Annotated in this window: 17 protein-coding genes; 8 read left to right on the top strand and 9 right to left on the bottom strand. The window is 70.8% G+C overall.

Annotated features, from left to right (window positions below; genetic code table 11):
- The 7 genes from HUW62_RS07445 to HUW62_RS07415 all read right to left on the bottom strand — a co-directional run.
- Positions 1 to 1,886 (bottom strand): DUF4139 domain-containing protein (locus HUW62_RS07445; RefSeq protein ID WP_176434002.1); only part of this gene is annotated, 1,886 nt, incomplete at its 3' end.
- A gap of 94 nt (positions 1,887 to 1,980) precedes the next feature.
- A complete protein-coding gene (locus tag HUW62_RS07440) occupies positions 1,981 to 2,511 on the bottom strand; it encodes a hypothetical protein (protein ID WP_240357110.1) in 531 nt (176 codons plus the stop codon).
- Positions 2,508 to 3,353 carry a DUF692 family multinuclear iron-containing protein gene (locus tag HUW62_RS07435; protein WP_176434001.1) on the bottom strand — a complete coding sequence of 282 codons (846 nt, stop codon included), beginning with the start codon at positions 3,351 to 3,353 and terminating at the stop codon, positions 2,508 to 2,510. Before HUW62_RS07435 ends, HUW62_RS07440 begins: the two co-directional genes overlap by 4 nt.
- Entirely contained in the window at positions 3,350 to 4,180 is an 831-nt protein-coding gene (locus tag HUW62_RS07430; protein ID WP_176434000.1) for a TIGR04222 domain-containing membrane protein, read from the bottom strand. Before HUW62_RS07430 ends, HUW62_RS07435 begins: the two co-directional genes overlap by 4 nt.
- A gap of 107 nt (positions 4,181 to 4,287) precedes the next feature.
- Complete coding sequence (locus HUW62_RS07425; protein ID WP_176433999.1) at positions 4,288 to 4,830, bottom strand: D-alanyl-D-alanine carboxypeptidase family protein; 543 nt, start codon at positions 4,828 to 4,830, stop codon at positions 4,288 to 4,290.
- A gap of 96 nt (positions 4,831 to 4,926) precedes the next feature.
- Positions 4,927 to 5,337: an MGMT family protein gene (locus tag HUW62_RS07420; protein ID WP_176433998.1), complete on the bottom strand. Its 411-nt coding sequence runs from the start codon at positions 5,335 to 5,337 to the stop codon at positions 4,927 to 4,929.
- A 54-nt stretch (positions 5,338 to 5,391) separates the two neighbouring features.
- On the bottom strand, positions 5,392 to 5,922 hold the full coding sequence (locus HUW62_RS07415) for an FHA domain-containing protein (RefSeq protein WP_163870500.1): 531 nt from the start codon (positions 5,920 to 5,922) through the stop codon (positions 5,392 to 5,394).
- Between the two features lie 185 nt (positions 5,923 to 6,107).
- Here HUW62_RS07415 and greA point away from each other — a divergent pair, with 185 nt between their 5' ends.
- From greA to thrC, 5 genes are all read left to right on the top strand, one after another.
- The gene (gene greA, locus HUW62_RS07410) at positions 6,108 to 6,626 is read left to right on the top strand and encodes a transcription elongation factor GreA (protein WP_163870501.1); all 519 of its coding nucleotides are present in this window, start codon (positions 6,108 to 6,110) and stop codon (positions 6,624 to 6,626) included.
- A 185-nt stretch (positions 6,627 to 6,811) separates the two neighbouring features.
- A complete protein-coding gene (recG, locus tag HUW62_RS07405; protein ID WP_255203296.1) occupies positions 6,812 to 9,802 on the top strand; it encodes an ATP-dependent DNA helicase RecG in 2,991 nt (996 codons plus the stop codon).
- A gap of 153 nt (positions 9,803 to 9,955) precedes the next feature.
- Positions 9,956 to 10,609, top strand: a complete 654-nt coding sequence (locus HUW62_RS07400; RefSeq protein WP_163870503.1) for a protein-L-isoaspartate(D-aspartate) O-methyltransferase — start codon at positions 9,956 to 9,958, stop codon at positions 10,607 to 10,609.
- A 203-nt stretch (positions 10,610 to 10,812) separates the two neighbouring features.
- Positions 10,813 to 11,277 (top strand): hypothetical protein, encoded by a 465-nt coding sequence (locus HUW62_RS07395; protein WP_368670359.1) that lies wholly within the window; start codon positions 10,813 to 10,815, stop codon positions 11,275 to 11,277.
- Positions 11,274 to 12,611, top strand: a complete 1,338-nt coding sequence (gene thrC, locus HUW62_RS07390) for a threonine synthase (RefSeq protein ID WP_176433996.1) — start codon at positions 11,274 to 11,276, stop codon at positions 12,609 to 12,611. Before HUW62_RS07395 ends, thrC begins: the two co-directional genes overlap by 4 nt.
- Before the next feature lie 58 nt (positions 12,612 to 12,669).
- Here thrC and ribB read toward each other — a convergent pair whose 3' ends face one another.
- Positions 12,670 to 13,824: a 3,4-dihydroxy-2-butanone-4-phosphate synthase gene (gene ribB / locus HUW62_RS07385; protein ID WP_163870515.1), complete on the bottom strand. Its 1,155-nt coding sequence runs from the start codon at positions 13,822 to 13,824 to the stop codon at positions 12,670 to 12,672.
- Between the two features lie 214 nt (positions 13,825 to 14,038).
- Between ribB and HUW62_RS07380 the strand changes: the two genes are divergently transcribed.
- The 3 genes from HUW62_RS07380 to HUW62_RS07370 all read left to right on the top strand — a co-directional run bounded on the left by HUW62_RS07380 (position 14,039) and on the right by HUW62_RS07370 (position 15,832).
- Positions 14,039 to 14,377, top strand: a complete 339-nt coding sequence (locus HUW62_RS07380) for a hypothetical protein (protein WP_217911178.1) — start codon at positions 14,039 to 14,041, stop codon at positions 14,375 to 14,377.
- Complete coding sequence (tmk, locus tag HUW62_RS07375) at positions 14,374 to 15,030, top strand: dTMP kinase (RefSeq protein WP_176433995.1); 657 nt, start codon at positions 14,374 to 14,376, stop codon at positions 15,028 to 15,030. The genes HUW62_RS07380 and tmk overlap by 4 nt, the downstream gene beginning before the upstream one ends.
- A 64-nt stretch (positions 15,031 to 15,094) precedes the next feature.
- Complete coding sequence (locus HUW62_RS07370) at positions 15,095 to 15,832, top strand: molybdopterin-binding protein (protein WP_176433994.1); 738 nt, start codon at positions 15,095 to 15,097, stop codon at positions 15,830 to 15,832.
- Between the two features lie 24 nt (positions 15,833 to 15,856).
- Here the strand turns inward: HUW62_RS07370 and HUW62_RS07365 are convergent, their stop codons facing one another.
- Positions 15,857 to 20,935 carry a tetratricopeptide repeat protein gene (locus HUW62_RS07365; RefSeq protein ID WP_176433993.1) on the bottom strand — a complete coding sequence of 1,693 codons (5,079 nt, stop codon included), beginning with the start codon at positions 20,933 to 20,935 and terminating at the stop codon, positions 15,857 to 15,859.
- Between the last annotated feature and the right edge of the window lie 7 nt (positions 20,936 to 20,942).

The following is a 20,942-nucleotide window of genomic DNA, read 5'->3' as shown; positions in this document are numbered from 1 at the left end:
GTGGAGCCCGGGGGCATGGTGGGCAGGGGCGACGTCATCAGGAACTCATCGCCCAGCGTGACGTCCACCGGGCCCGCGAGCAGCGGATAGGGCGTCCGGTTCTCCACCCGCACCGTGCGGAACGCGCGCGCCTCCACCGAGGGCACGATGACGTACTCGGCGGACAGTCCCACCGGCACGGCCAGCACCGGCAGCGTGTGCCATGCGGCATCCGAGGGCACGTCCGCGCGCGTCTCCAGGTCGAAGCGCGCATCGAAGTGCATCGCGGACTCACGCGGAGGCACCGTCCACGTGGGCGTCGGGACGCGCCAGAGGCTGTTGACCTCCTGCTCGCTCACGGCGACGAACGAGAGGACGTTGACGTGAATCTGCACGGCCGACAGCGCGAGAATCTCGCGCGTGACATGCGAGGGGCGAGGGCGCAGCCGGCCGCGTCCGTCCAGTTCATCCGCGGGCGTCAGCGCCAGTCGGTCATAGTCGAGCAGCGAATCCGAGGGCTCCATCCGGGGCGGCGCGCTCGGGCGGTCCTGCGGAGCGGCTCCCCCTCCACCCAGGCTCCCGTCCATGTCGGCGTACACGCCGCCGTAGCCTCCTTCCTCCTCTTGCGGCGCCATCGCCTCGGACTCGTCATCCATCGCCATCGCGGGAGGGGCCACCGAGCCGCGCGAGCGGCTCAGCGCCTCATACTCCCCGGTCGAGGAAGCGCCCCCTCGAGGGGGCCCCGAGGGTCGGGGCGCGGCCGCTGGAGGAGGAGGCGGCGCGGAGGCCGCGGAAGCCGCGCTGCCCACGGAGCGCTTCTTCTGAGGCATGGGCTTGGCGAGCGCGCGTCCCCCCTTGGGGGCGGCCTCCTTGTTCCGCTCCTTCTCCATCGGCTCCGCCATCAGGTCCATGTCTGGCGACTCATGGAGGTAGGCGGAACCATGCGCCTGTGCAGGCGGGGACGGGGGGCTGAGGGGCTGGCGAAGGGTGTCGTAACCGGCGAAGAGCTCGTCGAGTCCCGGAGGCGGCTCGCGCCAGCCGGAGCGGGGCGGCGGGGGTTGCCGGCGGCCGATGCGCAGCGCCTTCAGCTCGGGGATCTCCGCCTTGCGGTCCAGGGCGGCCGTGGACACCGCGAGCTTCACGCCCGTCCAGTCCTCGCCCGTGCGCTGGATGATGGAGGCGCGCATCCGCAGCGTGCCTTCCTCCAGTGTCCGGGGCAGGCGCAGGTCATAGGTCGGCACCCAGCGCGCGCCGGGGACGGCGTACTCCAGCGTGATGAGGGCCGGAGTCTCGCGGGGCCACGGGTTGCCGGACAGCGTGAGCACGGCGGCGCGATAGACGCGGGCCCGCTCGCCTCGCACGGATGACGAGGCCTCGTGCAGGCGCTGTCGCCGCAGCCGGACGTCGGCCTCCGCGTCGCGGTGCTCCTGCTCCAGCTCCAGCCGCCGCGCGTGCAGGGCGCCCAGCTCCGTGTCCACGAAGGACGCCAGCGCCAGCAATGCGGACAGCGGGGCCTCGTGAGGCACGTAGCTGTCCTTCTTCTGAGGAGGGAAGGTGGGCTTGAGCTTGCTGATGGACTGGAGCTCGCGTTGAACCCCCTCCATCCGTGCAGCCACATCAGCGACGCGCGCGAGGGCTTCCTCGAGGGCCCGGTGCTCGCCAGGGACATCGACCTCGGGCGGGAGCTGGACGTCGAAGGTGGGCCGGATGGCGCGGACGACGAGCCCGGGGGGCCCCTGTCGTATGGCGGCCCGGAGCGTGCCGGGGCGCAGCGACAGTGGGAGACCGTTGAGCTGGATTTCGGTGGGAACGCGGTCCTCCACGAGCTGCAAGGTGGCGATGCGAGTACACAGCGCCCCTTCAGCGTGAACGGTGACCGCGTCCAGGATGGATGGCACGACGAGCATGCGCCCCCTCGGCTCGGGAAGAAGCGGCAAGGCTAGTCGAGATGGGCTCCAGAATCATGCCCCCGCGGTGTCGTTCTCACGGAAGGGGCTGGAGTCACCGGGCGCGGACCTCCGGGACCCACCGCCACACGCGCCCTCCGGGCAGTCGCAGGGCCACCTGGATTCGCCGCGTCGTATCGTCGCGTCGGACCACCAGCCAGACGCCCCGACGCGGCACACGCTCACCCTCCGGTATCAAACGCCAGCGCGCATCGAAGTCCAGCAGGACCCCGGAGACCTCGGAGGGAAGTCGTCCCTCGTCCTGAAGCGAGGCCGCGAAGCGCCGGCCCTCCGCGAGCGCATCCGGCTCCACGGCCATGGGATGGGTGCGTGCCCAGTGCTCGAAGCTGAGCGCGAAGTCCGCGCCCAGCGCCGACGCGAGCAGAGGCCACGCGCGCTCGACACCGCGCCTGCGCTTGTGAATCAGGGATTGAGCCGCCGCGAGCACACGGGCCGCGTCGAAGCCGGCGGGCACCGGTGCGCCCACGCCCAGGGCCTGGACCAGCTCCGCCTGGGCCAGGGCCAGTCGTTCGCGGGCGCTCATCGTCGGACCCTCCGCCTGGGCCAGTCGCTCGCGGGAGCTCATGGTCGGGCCCCCGCGCGCCATCGCGAGGCGCCTCGGTCCAGGGCGGTCGACACCGCGGACAGCTCCGAGGCCAGTTCCGCCTTGGCGGGGAAGCGGTCATCGCGCTCGAGCATCACCGGCACCGGCCCGAGTCGCTCCGCCAGTCGCTCCAGCAACTCCAGTGGACCCGCGTGCAGCGGATGCGCATGGGTGTCGTGGTACAGGCCGCCGCGCTGCACGCCGCCCGCCACGTGGACATAGGCCAGTCGTTCGCGAGGCACGCAGGCCAGCACCGCGTCCGCATCCGTGCCGTGGTTGAGCACGTGCGCGTGGAGGTTGGCCACGTCCAGCAGCAGCGAGGCGCCGGTGCGCGCGAGCACGCCCGCGAGCAGCTCCGCTTCGGAGAACGCGGCGTCGGGCCACTCGAACAGCGAGGCCACGTTCTCCAGCGCGAGCGGCACCGGCAGCGCCGCCTGGGCGCGCAGCACGTTCTCCGCGAGCACGTCCAGCGCGTCCTCGGAGCGGGGCAGGGGAAGCAAGTGGCCGGACTCGAGCCCTCCCGCGCGGACGAACGCGAGGTGTTCGCTGATGCAGATTGCGCCCACGCGCTCCGCCTGTCGCGCCAGCCAGTCGAGGCGCCGGGGGTCGGGCGGTTCCGCTGAACCCAGTCCCAGCGAGACGGCATGCAGCACCACGGGGACGCCGCGCTCGCGCAGTCGCGACAGGGGCTCCGGCACGTCGCCCGAGGGAGGCAGGTGCTCGGCGAGGACCTCCACGAAGCCGGGTGACGGCAGCCGGTCGATGAACAGCGCCAGCTCCCTGCGCCAGCCGATGCCGACTCCGTGCAGCGCGAGGCTCGTCAATCGCCACCTCCACCGCAGCTGCTGCTGGACGAGTCGCCGCCCCCGAAGGAACTCGAGGGAGCCACCTGTCGGCGCATCAGCTCGAAGTCGGTCAGTGCCACTGAGCCCAACCCGAAGAGGGCGACCGCGATGCCGACGTCGTGGCTGTTCAGCACTTCAGGAGATGATGCGCTGCCCGCGGCGACTCGCAGGGGCTGCTCCTGCCTCCGCAGTGTCGCGAGCACCGAGGCGCCCCGGCGGCTGCTCCAGACCTGCTTGCCGAGGAAGTAGATGCCCAGCCCGGTGACGCAGCAGAACAGCACCAGGAAGCCCACGGGCCTCTCGCGCTCCAGGCCCACGGCGATCTTCGCCAGTCCCAGCAGCAGCACCATGATGCAGGGGAGCGTCGGGACCCAGCGGGCGCGTGTGGCCGAGGTGTCGTCGACCAGCCAGCCCCGCTGGATGAGCGCGGGCTTGAGCTTCTGGATGGCCGGCTCGGCGCGCTCCAGCAGCTCGGATGGCGTCACGGCCCCATCCGCGACGGCGCGGTAGACGGCGCGCTCGATGGAGGGGGCATCGGACTGGCGGTGGCCGGTGGCCTCGAGCTTCGTCCCGTTCATCTGGATTGAGCCCGCGTGGAGCAGCCTGGCCAGGGCCGCGTGAACAACGGCGCTCGGTCCGGCCAGCATGGCGACTTCGTAGGGGTCCAGGTGTCGGGGCAGCGCGCCGGGGCCGCCTCCAGGCTGGCGCAGATACAGGCGCAGCGCGTGCCCCATCAGGAACGCGAGGACGGCGAGGGTGACGAACAGCTCAAGGAACTGCGGGCCCGACATATCCAGGGGATTCATCGCGGCGGCCTCCATGCTGGTTCACCCCCTATGAAACGCACGGGGATGCCGGCAACAGTCGCGTCCCGTGACGTCTTCGTGACGTCCCGGTGTCACCCACGAGTCTGTCAGCTTGCGTCCGTGCGCGCGACAGGGGCCGGGGGCTCGGGTGGAGTCGTGGGGTTGCCCAGGCAGTCGAAGCCGGCGACGGGAGGGAAGGTGCTGCTGGGGCGGTACTCCCAATGCCACGGCTCGGAGGGCACCGTGCGGCGGAAGCCGAAGCGACACGCATTGGCTTCGAGCCAGAGGTAGCGCTTCGAGGTGCGCTGGCCGATGACGAGGTCCACCGCGAGCCCGCGCTGGTGGCTGGAGCGCCCGGGCCGCGCCGCCTTGTTGCCACGGCCCCGGCGGTACTGCTCGTAGAGCCAGCGTTGTTCTCGCAGGGAGCGGTAGCCGCTGGTGACTCTCAGCGCCACGTCATCCTTCATCGCGTCGGTGGCCATTCGATGGAGCGCGGTCGCGGCGTCGCGATGAAGACGGTGTCCGCCTTCGACCCGCACGAGCTTCGCTGCCTTCGCCTTCTGGCGCCGGGGACGGGACTCACCGGCGAGAGCGACGGTCGTGAAGAGACACGCGAGGAGAAGACTCCAGCGGAGAAGCGCGAGCGACATGGCGGAATCCGGACCGGGGGACGGACCCGACTCTCGCGCGTCTATTCCCGCATTCAAGCAGGCGGGAAACCAGGCCCTCGGCCAGGCTTCCGCTGCTCAGAACAGGGTGAGCTGCGCGGAGGCCGGCTTGTCCGCGGGACGCGGGAGCGTCTGGAAGCCATGCTCGCGGGCCCACTCCTCGCTCGGCCCGCTCCAGTGGTGCGCGTCCATCTTCGCGTGGCCCTTCTCGTCGAAGGTGACGCCCTCGGCCTCCAGCCGCTCTCGTTGGCCGTGGCCCGTCAGGCTGATGCCACCGGTGCGGTTGATGATGCGCTGCCAGGGAATGGTGGCGGAGCGAGCACCCATCGCGCCGAGCGCATGGCCGACGGTCCGGGCGTCACAGCCCTCCACGCCAAGGAGGGTCGCGATATCGCCGTAGGTGGCCACCTTGCCCCACGGCACCTGCTCGACGAGCATGTAGATGCGCTCGTAGAAGTCGCGCTCGTCGCGCGGCGGGTTCTGCGTCATGACGTTCAGGCTCCTGGCTTCAAGCTACCCATCCACGTCGGGGTGGCGCGAGTGTCAACCGCTGCGCGAGCCCAGGCCCGTGGCCTCGCCCGCTCGCAAGCGCTCATGCAGCGTGCGGGACTCCAGGTACCAGAACTGCACGTTGCCGAAGCTGAGAATGTCGCCGTCGCGCAGCGTGGCCTCGCGAGTCCCCAGCGTGCCGGCGTTGAGGAAGGTTCCGTTGGTGGAGCCCAGGTCATGCACGGTGCAGCGGTGCTCGGCGTCGCTCCAGCGCAGCTCGGCGTGCATCTTGGAAACGGACGCGTCGTCAATGACGAAGTCGCAGTCCATGCGCCGGCCGATGGTCAGGTGGTCCGTCGCGTGGAGGGGTGGGAGCGTGACGACTCGCAGGTGTTCGAATTCGAACAGGAGCGTCATCATCCCGAGGCTGATGTCCTCGGGGTCCGCCATGCGGGTGGGCGCGAGCACCGCCGTCGTGGCCTCCGAGGGAGGGCGCTGGATGAGGGCGAAGGGCCCGAGCTGCCGCTCGAAGTCCTTGGCGGGCAATGACGCGGCGAGCGAGCGGAGTTCCTGGACGGACAGCACGCGGGGCAGCCTAGCGGGTCAATCCGCGTGCGGACAGCGGCTCGGGAGGTGCGATGTACGGGTTTCGTTGACCTGCATGTCGCGGGTTCCCTACATTGAGCCGCTCATGGTGGGGGCCGGGCTCCGGGAGGAGCGCCGGCCCTCAATCTTTAGTGAACCAGGGAGTGGTGGAAGGAGCTGTGTCGATGGCGAGCGGGAGCGACAACATCCCGATGACCCCCTCAGGACTGCGCAAGCTCAAGGCGGAGCTCAAGCACCTGCAGTCCGTGGAGCGGGGGAAAATTTCACGGGAGATCGAGGTCGCCCGGGCCCATGGGGACCTGCGCGAGAACGCCGAGTACCACGCGGCGAAGGAGAAGCAGTCGCACATCGAGGGCCGCATCCTGAACCTCGGCGACTGGATTGCTCGAGCCGAGGTCATCGACACCAGCAAACTGGGCGGCGACAAGGTCGTCTTCGGGGCGACCGTGGACCTGCTGGACACGGAGACGGACAAGCCCGTCACCTACCGCCTCGTCGGTGAGCTGGAGGCCGACCTCAAGAAGCGGTGGCTCGCCGTCACGTCACCCGTGGCCAGTGCGCTCATCGGCAAGCGCAAGGGAGACATCGCCACGGTGCGGAGTCCGGGTGGGACGCGCGAGCTGGAGGTCCAGGAGATTCGCTTCGAAGACCCCGAGGACGACGCCCCGCCCAGCGAGGGCTGAACGTCAGCGGTTCCATTCTCGAGAGAGAGCCGACGGGGGAGCGGGCCTGAGCTCGCTTCCCCGGTTGCGTTTTCTGGGAGACGTCACCCCCGTTCCGTAGGATGGATGGTCGTGACTTCCGCGTGAACCATCCGCTCGCCAGTCTTGTGGGACCCCTTCGGTACGCGTGCCAGCGCGACTTCGCCATGCTCGCGACGCTGAAGGACCTGACGTCCGTCATGGAGCGTGCGTTGGCGGGAGCCAGTGGCGTGGACGCCGAGGCGCTCCAGGACCTGCGAGCGGCGCTGCCCTATGTGGACCACCCCACGCCCGAGCGCCGCAAGGCCGCGCTCCGACGCGTGGTGCGCGCGCTGAAGCGGAGTGGGGTCGCGCTGCCGCCAGAGCTGGATGGGGTCGCGGAGGCCGCGCCGAGAGCCGAGGGGACTGGGGCCGCTGAGTCCGGGAACGTGGTGAAGCATCGGCGGGACGACATGCCTCGTTCCGACCTCACTGGGGGCAAGCGCGAGCCCGTTGCGACGACGTCGTCAGGGCGAAGCGGCGATACCGCGCGCGGACAGGACGGGACGCCCGCGCGCACCGAAACCTCGCGCGTGCGAGGACAGGACGGGACGCCCGCGCGTGAGCCAGGGCGCATCGGCGATGCCTCACGTGTGCACGGACAGGAGGGCCTGCTGGAGCCCGCCGCTCGTGGCCGCACGCGCGTGATTGGGGAGAGCGGACCTGTCGCGCCGCCACCTGGTTACGTGCAGATTCCCCCGTGGAAGTCGAACGAACCATTGCCGTCCACGGCCCGTGCGACGGCCCCCGCGTCCCGCTCGGCCACCGGTGTCGCGCCACCGACGGCGAACCCCCGGTCCTACGGAAGGGAGATGGGCCTCGCACGCCCCGGCAACGCGCAGCCCGCCGTGGGAGAGATGCGCCCGGGACGACGCGGCGTCCAACAGGCCTCGCTCGACACGGGCGCGGAGGCCGGTGCCCCTCCCGCCAAGGCGAAGAAGGAGCAACGCAAGAAGAAGCGCGCCGTGGCGGCGGAGGCCTCTCGCTCCGAGGCGAAGCTCCTGTCCATCGCGCCTCGCTCCGGCCCTTTGTCCTCGCCGTTGAAGACGCTCGGCAAGCGCCTGGGGCCTCGGCTCATCTCCGCGCTCGACAAGAAGGGCCTGCGCCGGATGGGCGACATCCTCTTCCTGCTGCCGCGCTGCTACGAGGACCGCCGACAGTTGCGCACCATCGCCGAGCTGGAGCCCGGCGAGCGCGGTGTCACCGTGGGCATGGTGAAGGTCGCGGACTTCGTCCCGGGCAAGCAGGGACGGCGGATGTTCCGCGCCGTGGTGGGGGACCGCTCCGGCAGCATCGCCGCGACGTACTTCCACGCGGGACCGTGGCTCAAGAGTCGCTTCACCGTGGGCAAGCGCATCGTCCTCTCCGGCGAGGTGCGCGCGACGATGAACGGCCGCGAGATGGCGCATCCGGAGATCGAGCCGGCGGAGGATTTGGAGTCCGCCACCTCGGTCCACTTCAACCGCATCGTCCCCGTGTACCCAGGCTTCGAGCGAGGCGAGCAGCGCTCGTTCCGTGAGCTGGCCGCGCGTGTCGGCGAGCAGTACGCGCACGAGTTGGAAGACCCGCTGCCCGCGGACCTGCGCCGTCGACTGGAGTTGATGGGCCTCCCGGAGGCGCTGCGCTTCATCCACTTCCCACCGGACGCGGCCGACCTGGAGGCGCTCGACTCTCACCAGAGTCCGGCCCATCGCCGGCTCGCGTTCGACGAGCTGTTTTTCCTCCAATTGGGCATGGCCCTCAAGCGCCAGGGCATCAAGGCGGAAGAGGGCATCTCCTTCGACGTGTCAGCGCCCCGATTGGAGAAGGCTCGCGCCGCGCTGCCGTTCCAGCTCACCGGCGCCCAGGCGCGCGTGGTGGAGGAGCTGAGCCGGGACATGGCGCGCTCGGAGCCGATGAACCGGCTGGTGCAGGGCGACGTGGGCAGCGGCAAGACGGCGGTGGCGATGGTCGCCGCGCTCGTCGCGCTCCAGGACGGCTATCAAGTCGCGGTGATGGCCCCGACGGAAATCCTGGCCGAGCAGCACGAGCGCACCTTCCGCAAGGTGCTCGAGCCGCTGGGCTTCCAGGTGGGGCTGCTCAGCGCGGCGGGGACGGCCAAATCGAAGCGGCAGGTGCGCGACGCCGTGGCCCGAGGTGACGTCCACCTGGCCGTGGGCACGCACGCCCTCATCCAGCAGGACATCGCCTTCGCTCGGCTGGGGCTCGCGGTCATCGACGAGCAGCACCGCTTCGGCGTGCTCCAGCGTCACTCGCTGATGAGCAAGGGCCCGAAGCCGGACGTGCTGGTGATGACGGCCACGCCCATTCCCCGCACGCTCGCCATGACGCTGTACGGCGACCTGGACCTGTCCATCATCGACCAGCTCCCGCCGGGACGAACGCCCATCAACACGCGCGTCTTCAACGACAAGCAGCGCGCCCGCGTCTACGAGGCCATCGCCACGGAGCTGACCAAGGGCCACCAGGCCTACGTCGTGTATCCGCTGGTGGAGGAGTCGGAGAAACTGGACCTGGAGGACGCGACGCGCGGCGTGGAGAAGCTGCGGCTGGCGTTCCCCCAGGCGAGCGTCGGCCTGCTGCACGGGCGGATGAAGGCCGAGGAGAAGGACGCGGTGATGGAGGAGTTCCGCGAGAAGCGGCTGCAGGTCCTCGTGTGCACCACGGTGGTGGAGGTGGGCGTGGACGTACCCAACGCCTCGGTGATGGTGGTGGAGGCGGCGGAGCGCTTCGGCCTGTCACAGCTCCACCAGCTCCGGGGCCGCGTGGGCCGTGGCGCGGCGGCCAGTTTCTGCTACCTGGTGGCCAACAGCGCACGCTCCATGGAAGCCGTCGAGCGCCTGTCGGTGATGGAGCAGAGCAGCGACGGCTTCGTCATCGCGGAGCGGGATTTGGAGATTCGAGGGCCCGGCGAGTTCATGGGCACGCGGCAGAGCGGTCTTCCAGAGCTGGCCGTGGCGAACCTCGCGCGGGATGGAGACCTGCTGTCGATGGCGCAGGTGGAGGCCCGGCGCATCCTCGCCAGGGACCCGGAAATGCAGTCCCCCGAGCACCAGAGCCTGGTCAAGGCGCTCGAGGAACGCTGGGAAGGGCGACTCGCGCTGGCTCGGGTGGGGTAGGGCGTTCGGCGCCCGTCACCCTGGTAGCAGGGCAGCCACGTCGAGGATGCCAGGACCTGGCTGAAGTGTCGGGTCTCCCCAAGATGAACGCCGGCTCGGCCATGCGCGCAGCGTAAGCCTTTCTTGGGACGCTCGGGCGGTTAGGCTTGGAGCATGGGAGACCGAAGTCGAGCCCAGTACTTGTCGAGTCAAGGCATCCGCGACCGGCGAGTGCTGGAGGGAATCGCGCGCCTGTCGCGCGAGGACTTCGTGTCGGAGGACACGCGCGAGAAGGCCGAGGCCGATACCCCGCTGGCCATCGGCCATGGACAGACCATCAGCCAGCCTTTCGTCGTGGCGCTGATGACAGAGGCGCTGGGCATCAAGGGCCATGAGCGCGTGCTGGAGATTGGCACCGGCTCCGGTTACCAGACGGCGCTCCTGTCGCTGCTCTGCCGCGAGGTGTGCACGGTGGAGATCGTCCCCGAACTCGCCCGCTCGGCTCGCTCGCGGCTGCGGCGTCTGGGCTTCGACAACATCTACTTCCGCCGGGGCGATGGCACCGAGGGGTGGCCGGAGCAGGCGCCCTTCGACGCCATCCTCGTCACCGCCGCGCCGGACGAGGTCCCCAGCACGTTGCTCGGTCAGCTCCGGCGCGGGGGGCGGATGGTCATCCCCGTGGGGCCCACGGGAGGCACCCAGGAGCTGTTGCTCATCCAACGGGCCCGGAAGCCAGGAGTCCTCCCCCAGGTGGAGTCCCTGCTGCCCGTCCGCTTCGTCCCCATGACGGGAGGCGCTTTTCGAGTGGATCCTGGAGGGCGACCTTGACGTGGCGCGTGGAAAGGGCGGGGCCGCCCGAATGCCTGGATGCTGTCAGGAGCGGTGAAGGCGCGTTGCTCCCGAGCAGGGCCGCCCGCTAACGTCGCGCAATGATCATCTGCCCGGTCTGCGACCACGTTCAGCCCGAAGGGACCGAGTGTGACGTCTGCGGAAAGCGGTTCCCCGCCGCCGCCCTCGCGGCGACGCCACCCGTGGCGCGGCTGCCGGAGCTGGAGCTGACGCCTCACACGGGCGGACGCGACGCGGTGGACGCGCCCCTGCTGCCGGAGCTGGATGGGACGCGCTTGCGCAGCGGCCCGGACCTGCCGGCGCAGGTGGTGCAAGACCTGGAGCTGACCCGCTCGGCGCCGACGGGGGAGATGCCCGTGGCGATGCTCCAGGAGCTGGACACCGGGCGCGCGCAGGATGACGGCGTGAGGACCGCGGCCCCGGTGGGCGCCGTCGTCTGCCGCTACTGCCGCAATGTGCAGGCGGTGGGGCTGCTCTGCGACAACTGTGGCATGCGGCTGCCGCGCGCGCGGCTGGCGGCGACCGCCGTGGCGGCGAAGGGGCAGCAGGACGACGACGAGTGGATGGCCTGTCCCTCGTGCCATACCCGTGGTCGGCGCGGACGCGCCTGCTCCGAGTGCGGCACCCGGCTCCAGGAGCAGGCATGAGCACCAGGGAGCCCGGCTTCCGGGCGGAGTACGCATGCAGCGAGGGCTGTGACTTCCGCGCCTCGCTCCTGGACGTCGTCTACCGGTGTCCGCGTTGCGAGGGCCTGCTGGAGGTGCGTCACGACGTGGAGGCCCTGCGCGCCGTGTCCGCGACGGAGTGGAAGCGGCGCTTCGAGTCGCGCTTCGGCTCGGCTCGACTCCCGGATGGCTCGGGGGTGTGGGGCAAGCGCGAGTGGGCCTACCCCCAGCTTCCCGTGGAGGACATCGTCTCTTTGGGCGAAGGCCGCGTGCCGCTCAAGCCCCTGCCTCGCATGGCGTCCGAGCTGGGGCTGGCCGCGCTGGACTTGAAGGAATGCGGCGTGTCGCCCACGGGCAGCTTCAAGGACTGGGGAATGACGGTCCTGGTCTCCGCCGTGAAGCACATGCGGGCCAAGGGCGTGCCGCTGAGGGCCGTGGCGTGCGCGTCCACCGGTGACACCTCCGCGGCGCTGTCCGCCTACTGCGCGGCGGCGGGGATTCCGGCGGTGGTGTTCCTGCCCACGGACAAGGTCTCCCTCGCGCAGCTCGTGCAGCCCATCGCCAACGGCGCGCGCGTGTTGTCGCTCGACACGGACTTCGACGGCTGCATGCGGCTGGTGCAGGCGGTGACGGCGGACACGGGGCTGTACCTGGCCAACTCGATGAACTCGCTGCGCATCGAGGGGCAGAAGATGGTCGCCGTGGAGCTGTGCCAGGACCTGGGCTGGGAGCCGCCGGACTGGGTGGTGATTCCGGGCGGCAACCTGGGCAACGCCAGCGCACTGGGCAAGGGCTTCGAGCTGATGCTGGAGCTGGGGCTCATCACCCGTCGCCCGCGCATCGCCGTGGGGCAGGCCGAGCGCGCCAACCCGCTGGCCCGCTCCTTCCGGGGTGGGTTCCAGGAGCTGGTGCCCATGCAGGCTCGGAGCACGCTGGCGTCCGCCATCCAGATTGGCAACCCGGTGTCCTTCCGCCGCGCGGTGCGAATCCTCAAGGCGTTCGACGGCGTGGTGGAGGAAGCCACCGAGTCCGAGCTGTCCAACGCCGCCGCGCGCGCGGACAAGGAGGGCACCTTCACCTGTCCCCAGACGGGCGTGGCGCTCGCGGCGCTGGAGAAGCTGGTGGCCCAGGGCGTCATCGCGAAGGGCTCACGCGTGGCGGTGGTGTCCACCGCGCACGGGCTGAAGTTCGCGGACTTCAAGGTGGGCTACCACCGGGGCACGCTCGCGGACGTCACCAGCCGCTACGCGAATCCACCCGTGAAGCTCCCCGCGAACCTGGACGCCGTTCGCGAGGCCCTGTCGGACCTGGCCTGAGCCCGCGGCCTCGAGGTGGGGCTCCCGTTCAGGGGCGCCCCGGTGCTTCGAGAGCGCGTCAGTCCGCCAGCAGCGGGACGCGCTTGTCGATGGTGAGACCGAAGCCGGCGAGCCCGCGGTAGGTGACGTCCGTGTTGGTCATCACCTGGAGCGAGCGCACGCCCAGGTCATTGAGAATCTGGCAGCCCATGCCCAAGTCCCGCGTCTCGTGCGGGCCGGTGCGCAGGTCGGCGCTGCCGTCCGTGTTGCGCTTGTGATTGATGCCGAAGTCGCCGCCGTGCATGCCGGGCAGGTACACCAGCACGCCGGTGCCCTCGCGGGCGATGCGCGCGAGCGACTGATCCAACAACACGTTGCAGTTGCAGGTGGGCGAGCCGAACACGTCGCCCAGGGTGCAGGCGGCGTGCAGTCGCACCAGCGCGCTCGGGCGGGCGGAGGGGTCTCCCTTCACCAGCACCAGCGACTTGGCGCCGTCGGGCAGCCACGTGTACGTGAGCGCGGTGAAGTCGCCGTAGCGGGTGGTGACGGTCTGCTGGCCGGGCTCGCGGCGCACCAGCCGGTCCTTGCGGCGGCGGTACTCGATGAGGTCCGCGATGGTGATGACGGACAGCTTGTGCTGGATGGCGAAGGCCTTGAGGTCCGGCATCCGCATCATGGTGCCGTCGTCCTTCACCAGCTCGCAGAGGATGCCGGAGGAGCCCAGTCCCGCCAGCCGCGACAGGTCCACGGTGGCCTCGGTGTGGCCCGCGCGGCGCAGCACGCCGCCGTCGCGGTAGCGCAGCGGGAAGATGTGGCCGGGGCGCAGGAAGTCGTTCGCCTGGCTCTCCGGGTCCGCCAGCGCGAGGATGGTCTTGGCGCGGTCCGCCGCGGAGACACCCGTCGAGGTGCCGTGCCGGTAGTCGACGGAGACGGTGAAGGCGGTGCGGTGGGACTCGTTGTTGTCCGCCACCATCTGCGGCAGCCGCAGGGCGTCCAGCCGGTCCGCCAGCATGGGCATGCAGACGATGCCGCTGGTGTGGCGCACCATGAAGGCCAGGTGCTCCGGAGTGACTTTCTCCGCCGCCATGATGAGGTCGCCCTCGTTCTCCCGGTCCTCGTCGTCCGCGACGATGACGAACTTGCCTTCGCGGATGTCGCGGATGGCGTCCTCGATGGAGGACAACGGGAGGTCGTCAGGGCTCATGGAGGATTCGGTCCGCTCGCGAGTCTGCATGTGCTGGCGCATGTAGCGTCTGCGTCAGAGGCTGGCAAGCCAACCTGCCCGACGCCGTGCGCTCGGGTGATGGGGTGGATGAGCCAATCACGAGGGCTCTCTTGCCTGCCCGTTGCCGTGTCGCTGGAATTGGTTGGAACCCAGAAGGTTGGACTCGCCAGGGGCGATTGACTCGACGCGTGGGACGGGCTGCTGTAGGGTGCCCGGCTCCGTGATGAGCGCTGATACCCAGGACTTGAGGACGCAGCTCGACCAGTTGCAGGAGAGCTTGTCCATCCGGCAGAGCACCACGCACTTCGCCCACACGGGGGTCGCCACCCTGGCGGCCCTCATGTTCGCGGGGGCGGCTGGCAAGCTGTTCTATGACTCCCTGCGCACCCCGCTGTTGGCGTGGGGCGTGACGCTGCTGGCGCTGGGGCTGCTGGGCTACGCGCTCCGCCGCTACCTGGTGGGACGGCGCGTGCTGGCGGACGAGTTGACGCGCTTCCAGACGCTCCTGGAGCTGCGCAGCCAGCTCCGGCTCGACGACCCCGCGGCGCTGCTGCCCCGGTGAGCGCGGCCCGCAAGTCCGCCCGACGCGGGCGGTTCATCGTCCTGGAGGGGCTCGACGGAGCCGGCACCACCACGCAGGCGGAGCGGCTGGCCTCCGCCTTGCGCGCGGAGGGGCACGCGGTGCTCACCACGCGTGAGCCCTCGGATGGCCCGGTGGGAACCCTGATTCGCCAGGCCCTCACCGGCCGGCTGGGCCTGCCGAATGGCGCGGGCCCGCTGGCGCCGGAGACGCTGGCGTTGCTCTTCGCGGCGGACCGGACGGACCACCTCGCGGCGCGGGTGCTGCCCGCGCTGGAGGAGGGGAAGCTGGTGCTCTGCGACAGGTACGTCCTGTCCTCGCTGGCCTACCAGGGGGCGTCGCTGCCCATGGCCTGGGTGGAGGCGGTGAACGGGTACGCGGTGTCCCCGGACCTGACCCTGTTCGTCGGCGTCGCGCCCGAGGTGGCCGCGAAGCGCCGGGCCGCTCGCGGTGGGGCCGCGGAGCTGTTCGAGGCGGACGAGGCCCAAAGGCGCATCGCCAAGCAGTACCTGGCCGCCATCCGCCGCCGCGCGAAGAAGGAGCGCATCGTCCACATCGACGGTGAGCAGGGGATTGAAGCGGTGACGGCGGCGTCGCTGGTGGAGATTCGCAAGCTCTTGGCCCGCAAGCGCTGACGGACGGTTGGTGAAATCTCGCCCGGCGGAGTCCCCGGCCGTTGCGCTACAGTCCGCCCTTCCTATGGAGCGCACCGGCGCGGCGGCAATCATCATCGGCAATGAGGTCCTGACGGCGAAGGTCCAGGACCAGAATGGCCCGCACCTCATCAAGAGGCTGCGCGAGGTGGGCATCGTCCTGCGCTCGGTGGAGACCATCCTCGACGACGTGGACGCCATCGTCGACGCGATGAGTCGGGCGCGTCAGCGGGCCCGCTATGTGTTCACCAGTGGCGGCATTGGCCCCACGCACGACGACGTCACGGTGCGGGCCGTGGCGCTGGCCCTGGGCAAGCCCGTGGTGCGACTGCCGGAGATGGTGTCGCTCATCAAGGCGCGAGCGCCCGAGGGCAAGGTGACGCCGGAGGGCATGCGGCTGGCGGACGCCCCGGAGGGCGCGGTGCTGCTGCCGCAAGCGGGCACCTGGTACCCGGTGCTGACGGTGGGGGACGTGTTCCTCCTGCCTGGCGTGCCGCAGCTCTTCCGGATGCAGTTGGAGACGGTGCTGGCTCGGCTGAGCGGCACGCCCGTGGTGCTGAGCAACCTCTACCTGCGCCTGGGCGAGAGCGACATCGCCGCCGTGTTGGACAGCGTGGCGCTGAGCATGCCGCACGTGGCCATCGGCTCGTATCCGGAGTTCGACCCGGAGAAGGACTTCCGGGTGAAGATCACGGTGGAGGCCGCGGTGCGGGCTCCCGTGGAGGAAGCCGTCGCGCGAATCATTGGCGGGCTTCCCGACGGCGCGGTGGTGCGGCGGGAGTAGCTGCCCTCCCGCCGCGAGCCGGGACTACAGCGACAGTCCCAGCCGCTGGCGCAGCCGGAAGAAGTCGTCGGTGAAGGACCAGGTGAGCAGGGTGCGCAGCCGCTCGCCCTCGCGCACGGCCTGAATCATCGGCTCCGGGGAGTCCAGCTTCGCGCCCGCGAAGTTCGGGTCCTCGCGCAGCACCATGCCCAGGCCCACGGACACGTCACCAGCGATGAGCAGGCCCGCGCGGTCCGCCGAGGCATCCAGCGCGTCCAGCCACGGCGACAGCTCCAGCTTCTGCACGTCGCCCAGCGCCATCGCCGGCGCTTCCAGCGCCTTGATGGCCTTGCGTGAGAAGGCCTTGCGAAGCTGCTTCACCGTCTCGTCATTGCGCCGTCCCAGCGCGGTGAACTGCTGCGCGTGGATGCGGATGGCGCTGCCGAACAGCTCCGCTGTCTCGCCCTGCGACAGCTTCTCCAGCACCGCCGCCTTGTTCAACAGGCCCAGCGCCGCGCGGCCCAGGAGGAACTTCTGCTCGCGCGCGTTGAAGCGCCGCACCACGTCCTGGCCGATGCACACCGACAACGGCTCGGTGGTCTCCAGCACCGTGAGGCCGCGCCGCGCCTGGTATGCGTCGAACTCCTCCACGCCGAACACCTGCGCCACCGTGCGGATGGCCTTGTACACGGCGCTGTCCGTCTTGAGCTTGTCTGTCTTCGGGTTGACGCCGACGATGTCGAAGCTCGGGGGGTAGACCTTCTCCAACTGGTCTCCCATCGCCCGGAGCACCTCCAGCAGCGGCCCCCGGACGCCGGGGTGCAGCAGCATGGAGTCCACGTCCGTCGACGTGAGCCCCTCGCGGACCTCCTGCGCCAGCCGCGTGCGGCCCTCCGTGTAGAAGGCCAGCTCCGCCTCGTTCGTGGAGCGCAGGAACTGGAGCACGGACGCCACGCAGAAGGCCTTGTCGAGCTGCTTCAGTCCCTCCCACAGCTTGAACAGCGCATGCAGGCTGTCCACCCGCGTCGGGTCCTGGCGGAGGATCTGCCGGTGCTCCTCGACGGCGAGCGGCACGGAGGACGTGTCGCGCGCGTACAGCCCCGCCAGCGCCGTGCGCGCCGTGAGGTTGGCGGCGTCGCTCTCCACCACCACACGGTACAGCGCGGTGGCGCGCGCGGGCTCGGACAGGGGGCCCGCGAACAGCTCCGCCACGCGCATGCGCAGCGCCGCCGCGCGCTTCGAATCCGTGGCCGCCGTCGTCTGCGCCTGCGCCTCCAGGAGTTGCGCCAGCTCCGGCAGGTTGCGCGCGCGCTCGTACAGCGTCACCAGCCGGTCCACCAGCGTCGGGTCTCCCGGCGTCAGCTCCAGCGCGCGACGGTACAGCGGCGTGGCCGCGGCCGCGTCGCCCAGGCCCTCGTCATAGGTGCGCGCGAGCTCCAGCGTGAAGCGCGCGCGGGACTCGGCCGGCAGCTCCTGCTGAAGCAGCTTGTGCAGGCAGTCCACCGCGCCCGCCCAGTTGCGTCCCTGGGCATGAATCGAGGCCAGTCGCTCCAGCGCCTCCAGGTGGCGGGGCTGCGCGGTGAGCACCGTCATCAGGTGCGCGGACGCGCGGCTCGGGTCATTCAGGTGCGTCTGGTACAGCGAGCCCAGCGTGAGGTGGAAGGGCGCGAGCGTCCGAGCGTCGCCGCCCTGCTGCACGCGCTGGCTCAGCATCGCGGCGGCCTCCGCGTACTGCTGCGCCTCCAGCAGCAGCGAGCCGCGCAGCTCCAGCGCTTCGATGTGTCCCGGCTGCGCGGCCAGGGCCTTCTCCAGCAGCGCCACCGCGCGCGTCCGGTCTCCCAGGGCCGCGTGGTGCAGCCGCGCCGCGCTCACGTAGCCCGTGGCCGCGGCGGGGTGGTCCTTCTGCGCCAGCTTCGCGTCGGCGCGCCGCTCGTGCAGCGCGGCCAGGTCCGCCGAGCCACCCCGGTGGGCGAGCAGCTCCTCCAGGCCCGCCTGCGCGGCCGGGTGCAGCGGGTCTCTCTCCAGCGCCTGCTTGTAGAGGGCCGCCGCGGCGTCGGTGTCCTTCTGGACGAACGAGGCCAGCCGCGCCGCGCCGATGAACGCTTCGATGGCGCCGCGAGGGTCCTTGCTGAGCCGGGCCTCGGCCTCCAGCGCGGCCCGCGCCTCGGCCGCGTCTCCGCGCCGCATCGCCACGCGCCGCGTGCCCTGCAACGCCGGGAGGCACTGGGGATGCAGCTCCAGGGCCTGCTTGTAGAGGGCCGCCGCGCGCTCCAGGTCGCCGAAGCGGATCTCCGCGAGCTCGGCGGTGCGCAGCAGCATCTCCAGCGCCTCTTCCGCGTCGCGCGCGTGCGCCAGTCGCAGCGTGTAGAGCCGGGCCAGGCCCGAGATGTCCCCGGCGAGCTTGAGCGAGCGCTCCAGCGCGAAGGCCAGCCGCGCGTCGCCCGGGTCCGCCTCGAAGGCGCGCTTGTACGCCTCCAGCGTTCCCTCGGCGGGGCCCTTGTCCAGGTCCACGGCGGCGGACAGCCGCAGCGCGGTGGCCAGGCGCGGGTCATTCACGCGCTCGGCGATTCGCTGCCGCAGCTCCGCGCGGCGAGGACGGTCCGCGGCGCGGATGCGCTCCAGCAGGGTGAGGGCGGTGAGGTTTCCGGTGTCCAGGCCCAGCACGGCCTCGCAGCACAGGGCCGCGCGCGAGGGCTCCTGGAAGCGGTCCAGGTACAGCCGCGCCAGCTTGAGATACGCGGTCACCTTGGCCGTGGGCGTGCCGCCGACCTGTGTCTCGCGGTCCAGGATGGACACCAGCTCCTTCACGTTGTCCTGCGCGAGGAACAGGCGCTCCAGGGCGCGCAGCGTGGCGGCGTGGCCCGGCGTCAGCCGCAGCACCTCCTGGTACGTCTCGATGGCCAGCTCCGGACGCTGGAGCGAGTCCTCCCAGATGGCGGCGGCCTGGAACAGCGCGTTGGCGCGCTCCAGCGGATCCGTCCGGTTGGCGGCCTCCTCGCGCAGCATCTCCACCAGGTTCTCCCACGCGCCCTGCGCCCGGTAGATGCGGGCCAGCGCGCGCAGCGCCGGGAAGTAGCTGGGCGCCAGCATCAGCGCCTCCTGGTACGAGGCGATCGCCTCGTTCTCCTGGGACAGCCGCTGCTCGTACAGCTCACCAATCTTGTAGATGAGCGCGGCGGCCTGGTCGGTGGAGGGCGAGCTCTCCGACTCCGCCCGGTACATGTCCACCAGCTTCGACCAGCGGCCGTCCTGTGCGTACAGCCGTCCCAGCGCCTTGAGCGCGGGCAGGTACGACGGGGACAGCGCCAGCACGCGCTCGTAGGCGGAGATGGCGCCCGGGCGGTCCTTCAGGTTCTCGTCGAGAATCTCCGCGTTGCGGTGCAGGAGCGAGAGCACCTGCTTGGTGTCGCCCGCGAGCGACGCCTCCAGGTCATGCGTCTCCAACAGCTCCCGGTAGCGGCCCGCGCGCTCGTACAGCCGCGCCAGGTTGCGGATGGTGGGCAGGTGGTCCGACGCCAGGTCGAGGATGCGCTTCATGCACTCGATGGCGTGGTCCAGATCTCCCAGCCGGTCCTCGTATACGCCGGCCATCTTGTTCAGCGTGGTGATGAGCTGATCCCTGTCGGACGTTTGGAGCAGGTCCTGCTCGAACATCGCCACCAGCTCCGCGAAGCGGCCCTGGCGCTCGTAGAGGCGGGTGAGGGCCTTCTGCGCGGGGAGGTAGCCGGGCTGCAACTGGAGGCAGGAGTTGTAGCGGGAGATGGCGTCCTCCTGCCGTCCCAGCCGCTCCTCCAGAATCTCCGCGGCCTTGTACATGCGCGCGGCCTTCTGCTTGGCGTCCTCGGCGGCGGCGACCTCCGCGTCGAAGACGGAGACCAGGCCCTCCCAGTTCTGCATCCGGTAGTACAGCTTGCCCAGGCCCGCGAGCGCCGCGGAGTGGCCGGGGATGCGCGCGACGATGGCCTGATACCGCGCCGCCGCGTCCACCTCGCGCTTGAGGACCTCTTCGTATAGCGCGGCCAGGCGCAGGTTGGTGGCGACGAGCTCGCTCTCGTCGTTGAGCGAGCCCACGCGCGCCAGCAGCACGTCGGCCAATTCCTCGTAGCGGCCCTGCGTCTCGTAGATGCCGGCCAGTTCGCTGAGCACCAGCGGCTCGTTGGGCGCGGCGTGGCGCGCATCCAGCAGCGCGGCCAGGGCCTCTCCCTTCTGGCCCAGGCGCTCATGCACCTTGGCGATCTGCAGATAGGCGGGCGCGGCCAGGGGGCCCAGCGCGGTGGCCTCGGCGGTCAGCGCCGCGAGCAGCTCCTCGGTGCGCCCCTCGCGCTCGGCCACGTGCTTGAGCGCGGCGAGCAGCAGCGGATCCGAGCGGTCCAACGCGAAGGCCTCGCGCAGGAGCGCGGCGGCGGGCTCGCGCTGCTTGAGGCGCTCGTCGAGGAGCAGCCCCGCGCACGTCAGGTAGTGCGCGCGCAGCGACGGCTGCTGCATGGTGGCGGCGAGCAGCTTGTAGACCTCCACCAGCGCGGCGGCGTCATTGCGCATGGCGTAGACGGACTCGAGCTGCGTGAGCACCACGACGTCGGTGGGCCGTCGCTCCAGGCACTGGCGCAGGCAGGCGGTGGCCTCGTCGTCGCGGGACAGCCGCTCCTGGAGGACGATGCCCTTCTCGAACAGGAGCGCGGCTTGATGGCGCGCGTCCTCGGTGGCGGCGAGCTCCGCGTCGAGGAGCTGGATGACCATCTGCCAGTTGCCCACGTCCGCGAACAGGCGGCGCGCGGCGCGGATGTTGACCAGGTACCGGGGCGCCAGCTTGTACGCGTTCTGGAAGGCGACCGCCGCGTTGCGCGGATTCTTGAGCGGCTCCTCCCAGAGCAGACCCACTTCATGGAAGAGCTGCGCGGCGGCGGGGCCATCCGTGGTGCTCAGCGTCCGGGCCTCGCGCTCCAGCGAGGCGATGCGCTCGCGGGCCTCGTCCTCGGTGCTCGGCGCGGGCGCCGCCTGGGGCGCGGCCTGCACGGACTGGGTCAGCACGTCGGCGGCCGTCGGGCCGGCCTTCGCGGGTGCCCCAGAAAGCGGAGGAGGGGCGACCGTGACGGGGGGTCGCGGGATGTCGTTGCGCTCGCTCATGAAAGGC

The sequence above is a fragment of the Myxococcus sp. AM011 genome, assembly GCF_013372595.1.
Lineage (GTDB): Bacteria > Myxococcota > Myxococcia > Myxococcales > Myxococcaceae > Myxococcus > Myxococcus eversor.
The sequence above is the reverse complement of the archived record's forward strand: the minus strand, read 5'-3'. Positions and strand labels throughout refer to the sequence as shown.

Coding starts and splice junctions, on each gene's coding strand:
- HUW62_RS07440 (WP_240357110.1), bottom strand. CDS start 2,511: ATGAGCTCCCGCGAGCGACTGGCCCAGGCGGAGGGTCCGACGATGAGC.
- HUW62_RS07430 (WP_176434000.1), bottom strand. CDS start 4,180: ATGAATCCCCTGGATATGTCGGGCCCGCAGTTCCTTGAGCTGTTCGTC.
- HUW62_RS07425 (WP_176433999.1), bottom strand. CDS start 4,830: ATGTCGCTCGCGCTTCTCCGCTGGAGTCTTCTCCTCGCGTGTCTCTTC.
- HUW62_RS07420 (WP_176433998.1), bottom strand. CDS start 5,337: ATGACGCAGAACCCGCCGCGCGACGAGCGCGACTTCTACGAGCGCATC.
- greA (WP_163870501.1), top strand. CDS start 6,108: ATGGCGAGCGGGAGCGACAACATCCCGATGACCCCCTCAGGACTGCGC.
- recG (WP_255203296.1), top strand. CDS start 6,812: ATGCTCGCGACGCTGAAGGACCTGACGTCCGTCATGGAGCGTGCGTTG.
- HUW62_RS07400 (WP_163870503.1), top strand. CDS start 9,956: ATGGGAGACCGAAGTCGAGCCCAGTACTTGTCGAGTCAAGGCATCCGC.
- thrC (WP_176433996.1), top strand. CDS start 11,274: ATGAGCACCAGGGAGCCCGGCTTCCGGGCGGAGTACGCATGCAGCGAG.
- ribB (WP_163870515.1), bottom strand. CDS start 13,824: ATGCAGACTCGCGAGCGGACCGAATCCTCCATGAGCCCTGACGACCTC.
- HUW62_RS07380 (WP_217911178.1), top strand. CDS start 14,039: ATGAGCGCTGATACCCAGGACTTGAGGACGCAGCTCGACCAGTTGCAG.
- HUW62_RS07370 (WP_176433994.1), top strand. CDS start 15,095: ATGGAGCGCACCGGCGCGGCGGCAATCATCATCGGCAATGAGGTCCTG.
- HUW62_RS07365 (WP_176433993.1), bottom strand. CDS start 20,935: ATGAGCGAGCGCAACGACATCCCGCGACCCCCCGTCACGGTCGCCCCT.